Source organism: Streptomyces sp. PKU-EA00015 (assembly GCF_013387495.1).
GTDB lineage: Bacteria > Actinomycetota > Actinomycetes > Streptomycetales > Streptomycetaceae > Streptomyces.
Genome location: NZ_JABZEE010000034.1, coordinates 128,957 through 145,088, shown reverse-complemented (window position 1 = coordinate 145,088; position 16,132 = coordinate 128,957). Strand labels below are relative to the sequence as shown.

Here is a 16,132-nt window from a genome sequence, read left to right as displayed (position 1 = left end):
CGGCGCCGTGACGCGGACACGCACGTCACCCACCCGTCCGTCCCGGCCGAGGAGGTCCATGTCCGGCGTGAAGATGCATGCCGACGAGGTCGACATCGACGCGTCGCTCGTCGGCCGGCTGATCACGGCGCAGTTCCCGCACTGGGCGCATCTGCCCGTCAGGAAGGTCCCTTCCGCGGGCACCGACAACGCCATGTACCGGCTGGGGGACGACCTGGTGGTCCGTCTGCCGCGCGTTCACGGAGCGGCGCGCCAGGTCGACAAGGAGCAGCGCTGGCTGCCGCTGCTCGCCCCGCACCTTCCGCTGCCCGTGCCCGTGCCCGTCGGCAGGGGCGTTCCCGGGGAGGGGTACGAGCTGCCCTGGTCGGTGTACGGATGGCTCGACGGTGCGAACGCGTTCGACGAGCCCGTCGCCGATCCGGCGCACGCCGCCGTGGAGTTGGGCCGGTTCGGCGCCGCCCTGCGCACGGTCGACGCCGCCGGCGGGCCGCCGTCCTTCCGCGGCGGCCCCGTCCGTACACGCGAGGACGACGTCCGGGCGGCGATCCGGGACCTGGGCGCGGACGGCACCGTGGACGCGGCCGCCGCGACGGCGGCGTGGGAGGAGGTCCTGCGGCTGCCCCAGTGGCAGGGCGACCCGGTGTGGGTCCACAGCGACCTCCTGCCGGGCAACGTGCTGGTCAGGGGCGGCAGGCTGAGCGCCGTCATCGACTTCGGCTGTGTGGGCGTCGGGGATCCCGCCTGCGACATGATGGCTGCCTGGACACTGCTCACGTCCGGGACCCGGGATGTGTTCCGCGAGGCGGCCGAGGTGGACGACGCCACGTGGGCGCGCGGCCGCGGCTGGGCACTGGCCTGGGGGCTGACGACGGAGCACTACTACCGCGTCAGGAATCCGGTGCTCGCCACCGTCGCGCGCCGCGCGATGCGTGAGGCCCTAGCGGAGTACGAGACCGTCGCGGGCTGACTCCGCGCCAGGCGGGCCGGGGCCGTCCGGCCGGCGCGTACCGTGCCGCGGAAGCTGCCGCGGGGCGGGTCCCCGCACCGCACGGATGAAAGCCGGCCGGCGGAGGGCGTCTCACTCCGCCGGCCGGCCGTACAGCGCGCCCCGCGTCCTACGGGGCGACCGCCATGTCGAACAGATGGACGTTGGCATTCGCCGGCAGGACGACCACCTCGACCGTCTTCGCCGGATCGAGCGGGATCGAGTTGGCGAAGACCCGGTAGGCGATGCCCGCGTTGCCGTAACCGTCGGGCCGGTTGCGGCCGTCCGTCGACCTGACCAGCGTCGCGCCGTGCTCCGTGGCGTCCTGGAACGACCAGTTGGGGAAGCCCACCGGGCCACTGGTGCTGGTGCCGTCGGTGTAGATCACCGTCGCGGTGCCGGTGGCCCCGGTGGTGACGCCCGAGCCGAGGAAGACCAGGCGGCTTCCCTTGGCGTCGAACCGCACGGCCTGCCCCGTGCTCGCCACGTTGTTCTTCGTGCCCGGCGCGGCGGACGGCCAGGTCAGCCGCGCCCCCAGGGCGGTCACGGGCGCTGCCGGCGTGAGCCCGACGGCCGCCAGCTTCTGCGCGGAGAAGCTGTTGCCCTCGCCGTCGTAGTCCCCGGGCCCGGTGTTGTTCTCGTCGGTGATGCCGACGTTGTTGTACGCGTCCGAGAGGCGGGCAAGGACCGGACCCGAGCGCTGCACGCGGGTGCCGGTGGCGGTGCCCCGGCCGTCGCCGCCCTCATAGGTGGCGATGGCCGTGAACGTGCGCATCGTGAACCCGGGGCGCGGCTCCGGTACCTGAATCCTGAACTCCGCCGTGGCGTCCGCGCCCGGCGCGTAGGAACCGTCGACGCTGCGCACGGCGGGCTGCACCGCCCACCCCGCGGGGCCCTCGAAGGCGACCTCGAGGCGGCGCATGCGCTCCGGCCCCGCGTTGGTGACGGTGACCTCGACCGCCGAGACGGCCGGGCCGTTCAGATCGACGGGGGAGATCGCCACCTCGGTGCGTGCCGCGGGCGCGGGCTCCTCGGCGGCCTGTGCGGCGGCCACGGGGGCGCCGGTGAACGCCAGGGCCGCCACCGACAGGGCCGCCACGGCTCTTCGTGGCGCGGTCAGAAGGACGGACATCGCTGCTCGCTCCTTGTCTCAGGGGGACGGGGAAGGGAGAGAGCCGGCGTCACACCGGCGGCATCTCGGTCATACGCGAGTCGAGCCCGCCGCGCAGGTTCACCCACGCGCCCCGCGTGAAGTCGGGCACCGCCACGGGCTTCCCCTTGCGGTCGAGGGACATGACGCTCAGCGGAACCGGGGAGCACCAGGTGGCCGAGTCGTACACGTCGATGTCCGGCACCAGACCGGCCCGCATCTGCTGCACCGTGCGCCACTGGAGGACGTAGTCCATGCCGCCGTGGCCGCCGTTGTTCGCCGCGTCGTCGCCGATCTTCTTCCAGAGCCAGTGGTCGAACTCCTTGCGGTACGGCTCGAAGTCACGCCAGGCGTGGCCGCCGTGGTCCGGCTCGAAGTAGACGCGCCCGCCGGTCCGGGACGTTCCCGCGTAGTCCTCGAAGATGCCCCGGCTCCCGGCGAGGGAGTTGATGCGGCTGTACGGACGCGGCGAACTGACGTCGTGCTCGGCCCGGATGACCCGGCCGTTCGCCGTCTCGATCATGCAGGTGACGAGGTCGCCGTTGATGTACGTCTCGTTCCAGGAGGGGTGCCCCTTGGGAACGAAGCGCTCGCGGTAGTCGGCCAGTCCCTTGGGGGCTGTGGCGGTGGCGCGCAGCGTCGTCATCCGGTCGCCGCGGTTGATGTCCATCGCCGCTGCGACGGGGGCGAGCCCGTGCATCGCGTAGAAGGAGGCCGTGCTGCGGGTGTGCCACAGACGGCGCCAGGAGTCCGTGTAGTACGTGTTCGAGAACAGCAGCGCGCGCAAGTCGTGCAGGTACCCGCCGTGCCCGTTGGTGACGTCGCCGAACACGCCTTCGTGCGCCATCTTGAGCATCGCCAGCTCGTTGCGCCCGTACGAACAGTTCTCCGCGAGCATCAGGTGGCGGCGGGTCCGCTCGGAGGTGTCGACCAGGTCCCACAGCTCGTCGAGCCCGGTGGCTATGGGGAGTTCGACGATGACGTGCTTGCCGGCCAGCAGGGCGGCCCTGCCCTGCTCGTAGTGGAACTCCCACGGCGTCGCGATGTACACGAGGTCGATGTCGTCGCGCCCCAGCATCTCGGCGTACGACTCGGCGGAGCCCCCCAACTCGGCGGGGCGCGGCTTGCCCGCCTTGACCAGGTCGTCGGCGACACGCTTCGCGCGGTCGGCGCGGATGTCGCAGACGGCGGTCACCTGGCAGCCGGGAACGACGGACCAGCCCTTGGTCATCCCGTTGCCGCGGTTGCCGAGACCGATGGTGGCGACGCGGACTGTCCGGTGCGCCTCGTACGGCACGTTGATCATGGACGTCTGACCGGCCCGGCGACTCGGTGCGGCGGCTCCGGCCGCGACGTCGGCGTCGGCGCCCGGCGCGGCGAACGCCGGAGAGGCGGCGCCGGCCCCCAGACCGACGGCGAGCGCACCGGCGGCGGCGCCTCCGAGCACCGAACGCCGTGAGACTTCGGGGACTTCAGGCATGACGAGCTCCAGACATGGGGTCGGCATCACTGGCGGGACGACTCTGACGGGACGGCCGCATGCGTGTCAATAGATGCTCGCAAGAACGGACTTACAAACAGAAACGTACAAGTAGCTTGCGGGGTGCGACCTGCGGGGTCGCCGAGCCGGCCGGCGGTCCGGCGTCCGCCGCGCGCGCCCGCCGGGAGCCGGCTGCGGTGGGGCGGCACACCGGCGGTGTGCCGCCGGTAACGGTCCGGTCCCCAGGCCGGGGGGTGCGTGCGGGCGGGTCTGTTGTGCCGGGACGGCTCCCACGGGGACGCGCAGGCCGCGTCCGGTAGTGCCCGCGGGTGCTGAGCGGGAGTCCGGCCCCGCCGCAACACACCGCGTGCGCGGAGTCCCGGTGCACGCACGGGCGCAACGTGCCTGTCTCGATGGGGGCTTGGGGCTGTGCAACGGGCCGGACCGCGCCTGCCGGCGGGCTCTTTCACCGGACGGCGCCCGAGAGTCCCGGGAGCGCGCACCGGCCCCGAGTCGACGGGGAGGACGCACGACGAGAGCGGACCGCACCAGCGGCCGCTCCCGTCGCCCTCCTCGCGCCTCGCGGGTCTCAGACCCCCGCGAGGACGCCCAGCAGCCTCGCGACCTCCGACGCCACCGCGTCACGGGCCGGGCCGAGGTACTTGCGGGGGTCCGCGACGTCGGGGGACGCCTCCAGACGCTCCCGAACGGTGCAGGTGAAGAGCTTGTTGAGGTGGGTGGAGATGTTGACCTTCGTCATCCCCGCCGTGACGGCCTTCCCCAGGTCGGTGTCACCGACACCCGACGAACCGTGCAGCACCAGCGGCACGGGTACCGCCTCGCGCAGCCGCGTGATGAGCTCGAAGTCGAGGACCGCGTCCCGGGTGAGCATGGCGTGCGAACTTCCCACGGCGACGGCCAGCGCGTCGACGGCCGTCGCCGCGGCGAAGGCACGGGCCTCGTCCGGATCGGTGCGGACGCCGGGCGCGTGCGCGCCGTCCTTGCCGCCGACCTCGCCCAGCTCGGCCTCGACCCACACGCCGGCGCGGTGGCAGTGGTCGGTGACCTCCCGCGTTGCGGCCACGTTCTCGTCGTAGGGAAGCTTGGAGGCGTCGAACATGACGGACGTGAAGCCGAGGTCGACGGCCTCACGGACGAGGCCGGGGGACTCGGCGTGGTCGAGGTGGACCGCCACCGGGACATCGGCCGCCCGCGCCACGGCGAGGGAGGCGAGGCCGATCGGGGCCAGCCCGCCGTGGTAGCGGACGGTGTTCTCGCTGACCTGGAGGATCACCGGCAGCTGGGCGAGCTCCGCGCCGGCGACGATCGCCTCTGCGTGTTCGAGCTGCACGACGTTGAACGCGCCGACACCCGAGGTGTTCGCGCGGGCCGGACCGACGATGTCGTCAGTGGACGTGAGAGGCATGGGTGTTCTCCACGGAAACGGTGGTACGGAACTGGTCGTAGAGGTCCGCGTCGACATCGCCCGCCACGGCGCAGGGGACCGCGGCGGCCGAGAGCGCCACGGCCTCGCGCAGTCGCACGGGCCACGGATCGCCGCTCGCGAGCGCGGCGACACAGGCGTCCCCCGCACCCGTCGGGTTCCCGGACAGCCGGTGCGGGGGAGTGGCCCGGCACGCACCCTGCGGCGTGACGGCGTACAGCCCCTCCGGCCCTTGTGAGGCCACCACGGCCTGTGCTCCGAGCGCGCGCAGGGCCTCAGCGGCGGCCACGACGTCCTGGTGACCGGTGACTTCGGCGATCTCGGCCGCGTTGGGCTTGACCACGTCCGGCCCGGCGGCAAGCGCCGCGAGCAGGGCGGGACCGCTGGCGTCGAGGACGGTCGCCGCCCCCGCGCCGGCGGCCGACCGGACGAGCTGCGTGTAGGCGCCGGACGGCAGTCCGGGCGGCAGGCTGCCGGACAGGACCACGACCGCGGCCTCGCGGACCAGGCGGGCGAAGCGGGCGGCGAAGTCCGCCCAGGAGACCGGATCCACTTGAGGGCCGGGCTGGTTGAAGACGGTGGCTTCGCCGTCCTCGCGGGAGACGACGGTGACCGTGCGGCGCGAGTCGCCCGCCATGGGCACCAGCTCGTCCCGCAGTCCGGCCGCGCGCAGCTCGTCCCGGATGAGCTGCCCCGTCGGGCCGCCCGCGAGCCCGGTCACCGTCGCCGGCGTGCCCAGGGCCGACAGGATGCGCGCGACGTTGACGCCCTTGCCGCCGGCCCGTTCGTAGGAGGCGCGCACACGGTGGGAGCCGCGCGGCACCAGGGCGTCGACCTCGTAGGTGACGTCGAGCGCCGCGTTCAGGGTCACGGTGAGGATCACGGTGCCGCGGATCCCGCCGTCACGGGCTCGCGGAAGGCCGGCTCGCGAAAGGCCGGCTCGACGCCCGCCGCCTGCCAGGCCAGGATCCCGGCGCCCAGGCAGCCTGCCTCGTCACCCAGTTCGGCGCGGACCACCTCGGGCCGGCGCTGGAAGGTGAGCCGTTCGCCGAGGTGCGCCCGCAGCGGATCGAGCAGAAGGCCGCCCGCTTGCGCGAGACCGCCGCCGACCACGATCAGACCGGGGGCCAGGAGCGTCGTGAACGTCGCCAGCGCCGCGGCCAGCGCGTCGACCGCGCGGTCCCACACGGCCACGGCCACGGGATCGCCCCGCGCCACCAGGCGAGCCACCCCGGCGGCGCCGTCGACGGCGCGCCCGGAACGCGCCGCGTACGCGGCCTCGATCGCCGCGGCGGACGCCACGGTCTCCAGGCAGCCGCGGCCGCCGCAGGCGCACGGATCGCCGTCCGGCTCCACCACGGCGTGGCCGAGCTCCCCGGCGTACCCGAGGCCGCGCACCACCCGGCCCTCGCACAGGACGGCCGCCGAGATGCCGGTGCCGACGGGCACGAAGAGCGCGTCCCGCGCACCGCGCGCGGCACCGGTACGGCACTCGGCGAGCCCGCCCGCGCGCACGTCGTGCCCGAGCGTGACGGGCAGGTCCGACGCGTCCCGCAGCAGTGCCGCGAGCGGCAGGTCCGACCAGCCGATGTTGGCGGAGTACACCGCCCGTCCGGCTTCCTCGTCGACTGTCCCGGGGACCACCGTGCCCGCATGGCGGGCCGTCAGGTGCCGGTCGGCGGCCTGGGCCGCGAGGTCGCGCAGTGCGCCGGTGATCGCGGCCACCACCACGCCGGGGCCGTCCCGGCGGGGCGTCGGCCTGCGCAGCACGGCCAGGGGCGTCAGCGCCCGGTCGAGCAGCGCCCCTTTCATGCCGGTGCCGCCGACGTCCAGCGCCACGACGCAGTCACGCGTGCCGTGCGGATCAGGCATGGCTGTTCTCGAGGATCACGGACCGGGTGAGGTTGCGGGGACGGTCAGGGTCGTACCCGCGCGCCTCGGCGAGCAGGACGGCCAGCCGCTGCACCCGGATCAGGTCCGCCAGCGGGTCGCGCTCACCGGCCGCGTCCCCCGACCCGGCGACGAAGGTGCCGCCGACCCGCGCGACGTCGTCGGCCAGTCCCGCAGGCGTCGGACCGAAGAGCCACGCCACGCGGCCGGGTCCGGTGATGCTGATCGGCCCGTGCCGGTACTCCATGGCCGGGTACGACTCGCTCCACGCGCCCGCCGCCTCCCGCATCTTGAGTCCCGCCTCCAGGGCGAGGCCGTAGGTCCAGCCCGTGCCGAGGAACGTGAACTGCTCGGCGGCGCGCACCTGGGCGCTGAGCGGCTCGGCGAGGGCACGCTCGGCGTCCTCGGCGGCCCGTGCCAGCGGACGCACCCCTGCGGGCAGCGCGTCCTCGGCCTCAAGATGCGCGCGCAGCAGGGCGAGCGCGGTGGTGGCGAAGCGGGTCTGGACGACCGACTGCTCGTCGGCGTAGTCGAGGACGGCGACGGCGTCGGCGGCGTCCATGACGGGGGTGGCGGGGTCGGCGGTGATGGCCGCGGTCGCGACGGTGCCCTTCACCTCGGCCAGCAGGCCGAGGACCTCGGTGGTGGTGCCGGACCGGGTGATGGCGAGGACGCGGTCGTAGCCGCGGCCGACGGGGAACTCGGAGGCGGCGAACGCGTCGGTCTCCCCGTGGCCGCCCGCCTCGCGGAGCCGGGCGTAGGCGAGGGCCATGAACCACGAGGTGCCGCAGCCGACGACGGCGACACGCTCGCCGCGGCGCGGCAGGACGCCTTCGAGCGAACCGACGGACTCGGCCGCTCGCCTCCAGGTGTCCGGTTGGGAGGCGATCTCGACCGAGGTGCGGGAGGCGTCCGGGGCGGTCATGGGCTGAACTCCTTGCTCAGAAGGGTCGGTTGACGAGTGAGGGGCGCGGGCCCGTTATTTGACGGATCCGGCGGTCAGACCGGACACCACCTTGCGCTCGATGAAAGCGAACAGCACGACGACGGGCACGATGGCGATGACCGAGCCGGCGAAGAGATAGTTCCACTGCACGGTGTAATTGCCGATGAAGCTGTTGATGCCGACGGTCAGCGGCTGGCTCTCGGGGATCGTCGACAGGGTCAGGCCCATGACGAACTCGTTCCACGCGGCGATGAACGTGAAGATCATCGCGGTGACGACCCCGGGCAGTGCCAGCGGCAGGGTGACCCGTACGAGTGCCCCCATGCGCCCGAGGCCGTCGATCATCGCCGACTCCTCCAGGGCGAGGGGGATGGAACCGATGTACGCCGTGAGGATCCAGATGGCGAAGGCCAGGTTGAACGCGGCGTTGCACAGGATCAGCGTCCACACCGAGTTGAGCATGTCCAGCTGGTAGAACTCGCGGTAGAGGCCCACCAGGAGCGACGTCGGTTGGAACATCTGGGTGACCAGCACGAGCAGCAGGAACAGCTTGCGGCCCCGGTACTTCGTGCGCGCCGTGCAGTAGGCGGCGGGGAGGGCGACCAGCAGGACGAGCAGCGTGGACCCGCCGGCCACCAGGAGGGTGACCCGCAGGTTGGCGCCCAGGTTCGAGTCGCGCCACACGCCGACGAAGTTCGACCAGGCGAACTCGCCGGGCAGGTAGGTCGCGTCGCGCAGTTCACCGGCCGGCCGCAGTGCGGTGATCACCATCTCCGCGTACGGCAGGAGGAAGACCACCGCGATCATCCAGGCGGCCGCGGCGGCGACGACCGTGCGCGGCCGCAGGCTGCCGCCCGGCCGGACGGTGTCCGTGCGCGGCCCTGCAGGAGGGCGGGTGCCAGCGGGGGAGAGCGTCTGCTGGGCCATCAGGACTCCTCCTGGTTCCACCGGCTGGCCTTGAGGAAGACGGCGACCATGACCACGACCAGGGCGAAGTTGACGACGGACATGGCGGCGGACTCGCCGATGTCGGAGTTCTTGAGCTGGTACATGAAGACGGTGGTGGTGGCCGTGTCGCTGTCCGGGCCGCCGTGCGTCATGCTCCAGATGATCGGGAACGAGTTGAAGACGTTGATCAGGTTGATGACGACGCCGACCAGGAAGGCCGGCCGCAGCAGGGGCAGCGTGATCCGCCAGTACGTCTGCCAGGGACCGCTGCCGTCGACCCTCGCCGCCTCGTACACCTCGCCCGGCACGGTCTGCAGACCGGCGAGCAGCGTGTAGGTGGTGAACGGCAGGGAGACGAAGACCGCGACGAACATCATCCACGGCCAGGCGGTGGACGGCGTGCCGAGCCAGTCCTTCGGGCCGTCGATCAGACGCAGGTCCGTCATCAGGGTGTTGAGGACGCCGGCGGTCTGGTTCAGCATCCACTTGAAGCCGATGGCGGTCATCACCACCGACGCGGCCCAGGGCGCGATGAGCGCCCAGCGGGTCACACGCCGGCCCGGGAACCTCTGGTTGAACAGCTGCGCGAGCGCCAGGGAGATCACCATCGTGGCGGTCACCACGACCACGGTCCACACGACGGTGGCGAGGAGGACCGAGGGCAGCGCGGGCTCGTCGAACAGCTGCTGGTACTTGTCGAATCCCGCCGAGCCGCGGACGAAACCGCTGCTGCTGATCTTGAGGAACGAGGTGCGGACCATCTCGTAGACGGGCCAGACCACGACGAGCACGATGAGCAGGACGGCGGGGCCGATCCAGGGCAGCGGCCCGAGGCGGGCGAGCCCGCCGCCCCGGCCGGAGCGGCCGGAGCGGTGAGTCGTGGGGGAGGTGGTGGACACGAGGGTGCCTTCCGTGTCGGTGCGGGACGGGCCGTCGGCTACTGGTCGGCGACCGCGTCCTCGGCCTTCTTCTGCAGCTCGCCCAGGACCTTCGCCGGATCGCCGCTCACTGCGGTGCCGCCGCTCTTCTTGATCTCGGCCGAGACGATGTCCCAGGTGGTGTCGCCGAGCGGGTAGAACACCGCGTTCGGCAGCAGCTCGAAGAACGGCTCCAGGTCCTTGTGCTTCCCGTTGCCGGTCATCTCCTTCAGGGTGTCCTCGGTGACCGGCATGAGGTTGTAGGTCTCGTCGAACTTCAACGTGTTCTCCTTGGAGTACGCGAAGTCGAGGAACTTCCTGATCTCTTCCTGGTGGCCGCCTTCCTTGAAGGCCATCATCCAGTCGGCGACGCCCAGAGTGGACTTCAGCGCCCCCGACTTGCCCGGGATCGGCGCGACGCCGTAGTCGACCTTGCCTTCCTTCGCCATCTGGATCAGCGAGGGGTGGCCGTTGAGCATGGCGGCCTTGCCTGCGGCGAAGTCCGCGAAGGCGGTCTTGCGGTCCGTGGTCGCCGGGTTGGCGTAGGTGAGGCCCGGTTCGACGAGATGGGACTTCAGCCAGGAGAACGCCTCGACGTTGGCCTTGCTGTCCAGGGTGTACGTGCCGCCGGCGTCGGTGTAGCCGCCGCCGTTGCCCAGCTCCCAGATCAGCGACTCGCCCTGTGCCTCCTCGGGCCCGAGCGGCAGCGCGTACGGGGTGACGCCGGGAGCCTTGGCCTTGATCTTCTCGGCGGCGGCCTTCACCTCGTCCCACGTCCTGGGAGCCTCGGTGATGCCCGCCTTCGCGAAGACGTCCTTGTTGTAGAACAGGGCGCGGGCCGAGGAGACGAACGGGATGCCGTACTGCGTCCCGTCGACCTCTCCCGCCTTGGCGAAGCTGTCGATGAGGTTGGCGCGGGTCTTCTCGGAGAGGACCTCGTCCGCCTTGTGGAGCAGGTCGTCGGCGACCTTGTCGGCATAGCCGCCGGTCTGGAGGACGTCGGGGACGTTCCCGCTCTGGATCATGGTTTTGACGTGGGCGTCGATGTCGTTCCAGTTGATGACCCGGACATCGACCTTGATGTCGGGGTGGGTGGCGGTGAACCTCTTGGCCACGTCCTCCCAGTACGCCGTCGAGCTGTTGGACGCCTTGTCCCCGTAGTCGGCTGCGACGAGCTTCAGCGTCACCTCTCCGTCGGCCGAACCGCCGCCGCCTCCGCATGCCGTGAGCGTGAGCGCGCCGATCGCGCAGGCCGCGGAGAGAGCGAGTATGCGCTTGTTCACTGCCAAGACCGCCTTTGCCACAAGACTCTCGACCCTGCACGGGGTCCCTTGCGCTCAGCACGCTGTCGCATTGGCGGCGCTCTTGTCAATAGTTGCTCATTTCTCGTGAGTTTCAAGCAGTAGTGAGCGAAAACTTTGAGGGTTGTCGACCGCCGGGCGCCGGCCAGCACCGGTCGGTGGGCGATCCCCAGTACGATCAGTGGCAGCTCAGGGGCGGCTGCACAGGCGACAAGGAGTCCGACGATGTCCAAGCACGAGCGCTGGAACGCGCTGCTGGAGCTGTTGGCCGCCGAGGGGCGCCTGGATGTCGAGGAGGCCGCGAGCGCGCTGGACGTCTCCAGCGCGACCATCCGCCGGGACCTCGACGAGCTGGCGGAGCAGCAGATGCTCGTCCGCACCCGCGGCGGTGCGATCGCGCACGGCGTCTCCTACGAACTGCCGCTGCGCTACAAGTCCTCGCGGCACGCTCCGGAGAAACAGCGGATCGCCGCGGCGGCCGCCGACCTCATCGGGGACGGCGAGGTGGTGGGACTCAACGGCGGGACGACCACGACCGAGGTCGCCCGGGCGCTCGCGCTGCGGGCGAGCGGCGGGCAGCGGGAGACCACCGGCGCGCCCTCGCCCGCCTTCACCGTGGTGACCAACGCGCTCAACATCGCGGGGGAGCTCGCGGTACGCCCCCAGATCAAGATCGTGACCACCGGCGGTGTGGCCCGCCCGCAGACGTACGAGCTCGTCGGACCGCTGACCATGGGCGTTCTCAACGAGGTCGTGCTGGACGCGGTCGTCCTCGGTGTCGACGGCGTGGACCCGCAGCTGGGGATCATGGCGCACCACGAGGACGAGGCCAGCGTCAGCAGGCTCTTCGCCGAGCGGGCGCACCGGGTGATCGTCGTGACCGACTCGTCCAAGCTGGGCAGGCGCGCCTTCGCCCGGATCTGCGGACTCGACCGCATCGACGTCCTCGTGACCGACGCCAACGTCTCCGCGGAGACCTCGGCGCGCCTGGTCGAGGCGGGCGTCAAGGTCATCGCCGTCTGACACCGCGCGGCGCACCGGGAGGCCCGCCCTGCGGGCGGCCGGCGCCGGTCAGCCGGCCGTCATCCGTTCCTGTGCGGCATCGAGGGCGTGGCGCACCGCGCCGTACGCCACCGCCTGCTCACCGAGCACCGACGCCTGCACGGTCACCGGCACCAGGGTGTGGAGGCGCAACTGCCTGCGGACCGGTTCGAGGAGGACCTCGCCCGCGCGGGACACGGCTCCGCCGATCACCACTTGGCCGGGGTCGAGCACCAGCAGCAGGGCCGCCAGGCCCCTGGCGAAGCGCGTCGCCACACGGTCCACCACGGCCCCGTGCCGTCGGCCGGACGCGGACCGGCCGGAGCGTCCGGGTCCCGGACGAGGTCGATGAAGCCCAGTTCACCGGCGGCGGCCGAACTGCCCCGGTAAGGGCTGCCGTTGATGAAGATCCCGGTGCCGATCCTGTGCCCCCACTGCACGAACACCAGGCTGTCCGGTGGAGCCCTCGGGAGATCCCGTGGCCAAGGCGGCCGAGGTCCAGGGCGCGCTGCCCGCGCCCGCGGCCACGGGGCCGGTGACCGGCTCCGGCGGCCGGTGCGTCGACGTCACCGGCGGCAGCTCCGCCGACGGCACGGCACTCCAGCTGCACCCGTGCAACGGCACGCCCGCCCAGGCGTGGACAGTGCCGGGCGACGGCACCCTGCGCGCGTACGGCAAGTGCATGGACGTGCGGGGCGGCGCGGTCGCGGACGGCACGGTCGTCCAGCTGTACCAGTGCAACGGCACACCGGCGCAGGCGTGGACCCCTCTCCCGGACCGCACGCTGCGGAACGTGAAGTCGGGCCGGTGTCTGCACGCCGAGGGCGGCAGTGCCGACGGCGCGAAGCTCCTGATCCGGGCCTGCACCGCCGGAGCCGAGCAGCAATGGAAGCTGCCCGGCTGATCGGGGCCGCGGCGGCCGCACTCTAGCCATGTGCTCGTAGTTGCGCTAAACACGCCTCATGCAATCACTAGCGCGCATACGAGTGGCAGCGGTCGTCGCTGTGCTCGGTCTTTTCTCGGTCTTCGCGGGGCCGGGCGGTGCGGCGGCCGCCCCCGCGGAACCGCCCGGCACGACGGTCGGCGACATCACGGACTTCGAAGCCTCGGGAGCCGTCTACCGGATCGGCGCCGGAAGCGCCGCGGCGAGGGTCACCTTCGTCTCCGACGAGACGTTCCGCATCGAACTCGCGCCGGACGGCAGGTTCACCGATCCGACGGGCGACGACATCGTCCTGCCGCAGGGCCCGGCGCCCGCGACGCACTGGAAGGAGCGGCCCGACCGCTACGAGCTGAGCACGCCGAGGATCACGCTGCGCGCCTACAAGTCGCCGCTGCGCTTCGCCCTCCATCGCGCGGACGGCAGCCGGGTCTGGTCCGAGACCACCGGACTGACCTGGAACGCCGACAGCACCACCCAGAGCCTCGCGCGCGGCGCCGACGAGCAGTTCTACGGCGCCGGCATGCAGAACGGCCGCGGCAACACCTCGCACCGGGACAAGAAGGTGGAGGTCAGCGTCGACTACAACTGGAACGACGGGGGACACCCCAACTCCGTCCCGTTCTATCTCTCCTCGGGCGGCTACGGCGTCTTCCGCAACACGTACGCGCCCAACACCTACACCTTCGGCGAGCCGGTGACGGCCGCCGCCCGCGAGAAGCGCTTCGACGCCTACTACTTCACCGGTGACGCCAAGGACGTCATCGGCCAGTACACCGAACTCACCGGCAAGCCGTTCCTGCCGCCGGTCTACGGTATGGAGATCGGCGACGCGGACTGCTACCTGCACAACGCCAACCGCGGCGAACGGCACACGCTCGACGCCCTGAAGGTCGCCGACGGGTACCTCGAGCACGACATGCCGAACGGCTGGATGCTCGTCAACGACGGCTACGGCTGCGGTTACGAGAACCTCGCCGAGACGGCCAAGGGGCTCCAGGACCGCGGCATGCAGCTCGGGCTGTGGACCGAGGACGGCATCGAGAAGATCGCCGACCAGGTGAAGGCGGGGCAGCGGGTCGCCAAGCTGGATGTGGCCTGGGTCGGCGGCGGCTACAAGTTCGCGCTCGACGGCTGCAAGGACGCGTACCAGGGCATCGAGGACAACAGCGACGCCCGCGGCTTCACCTGGGCGCCGGAGAGCTGGTCGGGCGCGCAGCGCTGCGGGGTGCAGTGGTCCGGCGACCAGTCCGGCAGTTGGGAGTACATCCGCTGGCAGATCCCCACCTACGCGGGCGCCACCATGTCCGGCCTCGCCTACACCACGGGGGACGTCGACGGGATCTTCGGCGGCAGCGCCAAGACGTACACCCGCGACCTCCAGTGGAAGATGTTCCTCGGCACCACGATGACGATGGACGGATGGGCCGCGAGCGACAAGCAGCCGTTCCGGTACGGCGAGCCGTACACCTCCGTCAACCGCGACTACCTGAAGCTGAAGGAGTCGCTGCTGCCCTACCAGTACTCCTACGCCCACGAGGCGACCAAGACCGGGGTGGGCATGGTCCGTCCGCTGGTCCTGGAGTACCCGGACGACCCGAGGGCGGCGACCGACGCGGCGAAGTACGAGTTCCTCTCGGGCGAGCACTTCCTCGTCGCCCCCGTGTACAAGGACGCCACCGAGCGCGACGGCATCTACCTGCCGAAGGGCACCTGGATCGACTACTGGACCGGGCGCACCTACCGGGGCCCGGCGACGGTCGACGACTACAGCGCCCCGCTGGACACCCTGCCGCTGTTCGTGAAGGCGGGCGCCGCCGTGCCCATGTGGCCCGGCATCCGCTCGTACCGGGACCGCACGGCCGGATCCTCGCTGGCCTGGGACGTCTACCCGCAGGGCCGCTCCTCCTTCACGCTGTACGAGGACGACGGCGTCACCCGGCAGCACCGCGAGGGCGCGTACGCCACGCAGCGCGCCGACGTCGAGGCGCCGGCCCGCGGCGCGGGAGACGTCACCGTGCGGATCGGCGCGAGCCGGGGCGAGTTCACCGGCAAGCAGACCGAGCGGCCGTACGAGTTCACCGTGCACACCGGCTCCCGCCCGAGCGCGGTCACGCTCCGGGGGAAGCTGCCGAGCCTCGGCTCCGAGGCCGCGTTCGAGGCGGCTTCCGAGGGCTGGTGGTACGACCGGGACGACCGCGGCGGCGTCGTGAAGGTCAAGACCCGTCCGCTGACCACCGACCGGCCGTTCACGATGACGCTGGAGGACACCAGCGCCGTCGGCGGCAGGAACCCGGCCGCGGCGGCGACCGTCTCCGCCCCCGCGGGGCAGGAACTCGGAGCCGGTACCGCCACTTCCGTGGCCGTCGACATCACCGCGGGCACCGCGGACGTGACGGACGCGGACCTCGCTCTGCGGACGCCGGAGGGCTGGCAGGCCGCGCCCGCGGGCACGGTGGGCCGCATTCCCGCGGGCACGACGAAGAAGGTGGAGGTCACCGTCACTCCCGCCCAGGGGGCCAAGGCCGGTGAGGCGACGCTCGAAGCGCTGGTGCGGTACCGGTCGGACGGCGAGTCCCGCACGTCCACCGGACGGTTCGCCACCGCCGTGATGCCCCCGCCGCCCACGGCGGACGCCTGGGCGAGCGACCTCGTGTGGCTGCGGTCCGTCAACGGGTACGGTCCCGCCGAGCGCGACCGGTCGAACGGCGAGTCCGGCGCGACCGACGGGAACACCCTGACCCTGGCGAGCAGGACCTACGCGAAGGGCATCGGCGTGCACGCCGACTCCGACATCGAGGTCTACACGGGAGGCCGGTGCACGGCCTTCACGGCGGACGTCGGCATCGACGACGAGATCAACGGCTACGGCGAAGTGGCCTTCTCCGTCGAGGCGGACGGCAAGGTGCTGTGGACGTCCCCGAAGGTGACCGGGGCGTCGGCCACAGTGCCCGTCGACGTGCCGCTCGCCGGCGCCCGGCACGTACGGCTCAAGGTCACGGACACCAACGGGTCCAAGACCGGGGACCACGGCGACTGGGCCGCAGCCAAATTCCACTGCGCCTAGGGCACAGCGCAGGCACCGGGCGG

14 protein-coding genes are annotated in these 16,132 nt (G+C 72.0%); 4 read left to right on the top strand and 10 right to left on the bottom strand.

Translation table 11 applies throughout. The features are described 5' to 3' along the window. Positions 1 to 58: 58 nt before the first annotated feature. Positions 59 to 967, top strand: coding sequence for an aminoglycoside phosphotransferase family protein (locus tag HW130_RS21405; RefSeq protein WP_177151266.1), 909 nt, complete (start codon positions 59 to 61; stop codon positions 965 to 967). Between the two features lie 148 nt (positions 968 to 1,115). On the opposite strand, the gene HW130_RS21400 is transcribed toward HW130_RS21405, so the two are convergent. The 9 genes from HW130_RS21400 to HW130_RS21360 all read right to left on the bottom strand — a co-directional run bounded on the left by HW130_RS21400 (position 1,116) and on the right by HW130_RS21360 (position 11,043). Further along, positions 1,116 to 2,117: an NEW3 domain-containing protein gene (locus tag HW130_RS21400; protein ID WP_177151265.1), complete on the bottom strand. Its 1,002-nt coding sequence runs from the start codon at positions 2,115 to 2,117 to the stop codon at positions 1,116 to 1,118. A gap of 49 nt (positions 2,118 to 2,166) precedes the next feature. Then, the gene (locus HW130_RS21395) at positions 2,167 to 3,615 is read right to left on the bottom strand and encodes a Gfo/Idh/MocA family protein (protein WP_177151264.1); all 1,449 of its coding nucleotides are present in this window, start codon (positions 3,613 to 3,615) and stop codon (positions 2,167 to 2,169) included. A gap of 589 nt (positions 3,616 to 4,204) precedes the next feature. After that, a complete protein-coding gene (locus HW130_RS21390; RefSeq protein WP_177151263.1) occupies positions 4,205 to 5,041 on the bottom strand; it encodes a class II fructose-bisphosphate aldolase in 837 nt (278 codons plus the stop codon). Beyond that, on the bottom strand, positions 5,022 to 5,942 hold the full coding sequence (locus tag HW130_RS21385) for a 1-phosphofructokinase family hexose kinase (protein WP_177151262.1): 921 nt from the start codon (positions 5,940 to 5,942) through the stop codon (positions 5,022 to 5,024). Before HW130_RS21385 ends, HW130_RS21390 begins: the two co-directional genes overlap by 20 nt. Further along, complete coding sequence (locus tag HW130_RS21380; RefSeq protein ID WP_177151261.1) at positions 5,939 to 6,931, bottom strand: ROK family protein; 993 nt, start codon at positions 6,929 to 6,931, stop codon at positions 5,939 to 5,941. Before HW130_RS21380 ends, HW130_RS21385 begins: the two co-directional genes overlap by 4 nt. Beyond that, positions 6,924 to 7,874, bottom strand: a complete 951-nt coding sequence (locus tag HW130_RS21375) for an SIS domain-containing protein (protein ID WP_177151260.1) — start codon at positions 7,872 to 7,874, stop codon at positions 6,924 to 6,926. The genes HW130_RS21380 and HW130_RS21375 overlap by 8 nt, the downstream gene beginning before the upstream one ends. Before the next feature lie 54 nt (positions 7,875 to 7,928). After that, positions 7,929 to 8,822 (bottom strand): carbohydrate ABC transporter permease, encoded by an 894-nt coding sequence (locus HW130_RS21370; RefSeq protein WP_177151259.1) that lies wholly within the window; start codon positions 8,820 to 8,822, stop codon positions 7,929 to 7,931. Next, positions 8,822 to 9,742 (bottom strand): carbohydrate ABC transporter permease, encoded by a 921-nt coding sequence (locus tag HW130_RS21365; RefSeq protein ID WP_177151258.1) that lies wholly within the window; start codon positions 9,740 to 9,742, stop codon positions 8,822 to 8,824. Before HW130_RS21365 ends, HW130_RS21370 begins: the two co-directional genes overlap by 1 nt. A gap of 38 nt (positions 9,743 to 9,780) precedes the next feature. Further along, on the bottom strand, positions 9,781 to 11,043 hold the full coding sequence (locus HW130_RS21360) for an extracellular solute-binding protein (RefSeq protein WP_309140511.1): 1,263 nt from the start codon (positions 11,041 to 11,043) through the stop codon (positions 9,781 to 9,783). 243 nt (positions 11,044 to 11,286) lie between these two features. On the opposite strand from HW130_RS21360, the gene HW130_RS21355 reads away from it, so the two are divergent. Then, complete coding sequence (locus tag HW130_RS21355; RefSeq protein WP_177151257.1) at positions 11,287 to 12,084, top strand: DeoR/GlpR family DNA-binding transcription regulator; 798 nt, start codon at positions 11,287 to 11,289, stop codon at positions 12,082 to 12,084. A 48-nt stretch (positions 12,085 to 12,132) separates the two neighbouring features. Here HW130_RS21355 and HW130_RS21350 read toward each other — a convergent pair whose 3' ends face one another. After that, positions 12,133 to 12,387 carry an ROK family protein gene (locus HW130_RS21350; protein WP_309140515.1) on the bottom strand — a complete coding sequence of 85 codons (255 nt, stop codon included), beginning with the start codon at positions 12,385 to 12,387 and terminating at the stop codon, positions 12,133 to 12,135. Positions 12,388 to 12,580: 193 nt separating this feature from the next. Here HW130_RS21350 and HW130_RS21345 point away from each other — a divergent pair, with 193 nt between their 5' ends. Continuing rightward, complete coding sequence (locus tag HW130_RS21345; protein WP_309140510.1) at positions 12,581 to 13,006, top strand: ricin-type beta-trefoil lectin domain protein; 426 nt, start codon at positions 12,581 to 12,583, stop codon at positions 13,004 to 13,006. A 58-nt stretch (positions 13,007 to 13,064) separates the two neighbouring features. After that, positions 13,065 to 16,109 carry an NPCBM/NEW2 domain-containing protein gene (locus HW130_RS21340; protein ID WP_177151254.1) on the top strand — a complete coding sequence of 1,015 codons (3,045 nt, stop codon included), beginning with the start codon at positions 13,065 to 13,067 and terminating at the stop codon, positions 16,107 to 16,109. The last annotated feature ends 23 nt before the right edge of the window (positions 16,110 to 16,132 follow it).

Bases quoted from the DNA above. Each gene is read 5' to 3' on its own strand.
- HW130_RS21405 (WP_177151266.1), top strand. From the start codon at position 59: ATGTCCGGCGTGAAGATGCATGCCGACGAGGTCGACATCGACGCGTCG.
- HW130_RS21400 (WP_177151265.1), bottom strand. From the start codon at position 2,117: ATGTCCGTCCTTCTGACCGCGCCACGAAGAGCCGTGGCGGCCCTGTCG.
- HW130_RS21395 (WP_177151264.1), bottom strand. From the start codon at position 3,615: ATGCCTGAAGTCCCCGAAGTCTCACGGCGTTCGGTGCTCGGAGGCGCC.
- HW130_RS21390 (WP_177151263.1), bottom strand. From the start codon at position 5,041: ATGCCTCTCACGTCCACTGACGACATCGTCGGTCCGGCCCGCGCGAAC.
- HW130_RS21380 (WP_177151261.1), bottom strand. From the start codon at position 6,931: ATGCCTGATCCGCACGGCACGCGTGACTGCGTCGTGGCGCTGGACGTC.
- HW130_RS21375 (WP_177151260.1), bottom strand. From the start codon at position 7,874: ATGACCGCCCCGGACGCCTCCCGCACCTCGGTCGAGATCGCCTCCCAA.
- HW130_RS21370 (WP_177151259.1), bottom strand. From the start codon at position 8,822: ATGGCCCAGCAGACGCTCTCCCCCGCTGGCACCCGCCCTCCTGCAGGG.
- HW130_RS21355 (WP_177151257.1), top strand. From the start codon at position 11,287: ATGTCCAAGCACGAGCGCTGGAACGCGCTGCTGGAGCTGTTGGCCGCC.
- HW130_RS21340 (WP_177151254.1), top strand. From the start codon at position 13,065: ATGCAATCACTAGCGCGCATACGAGTGGCAGCGGTCGTCGCTGTGCTC.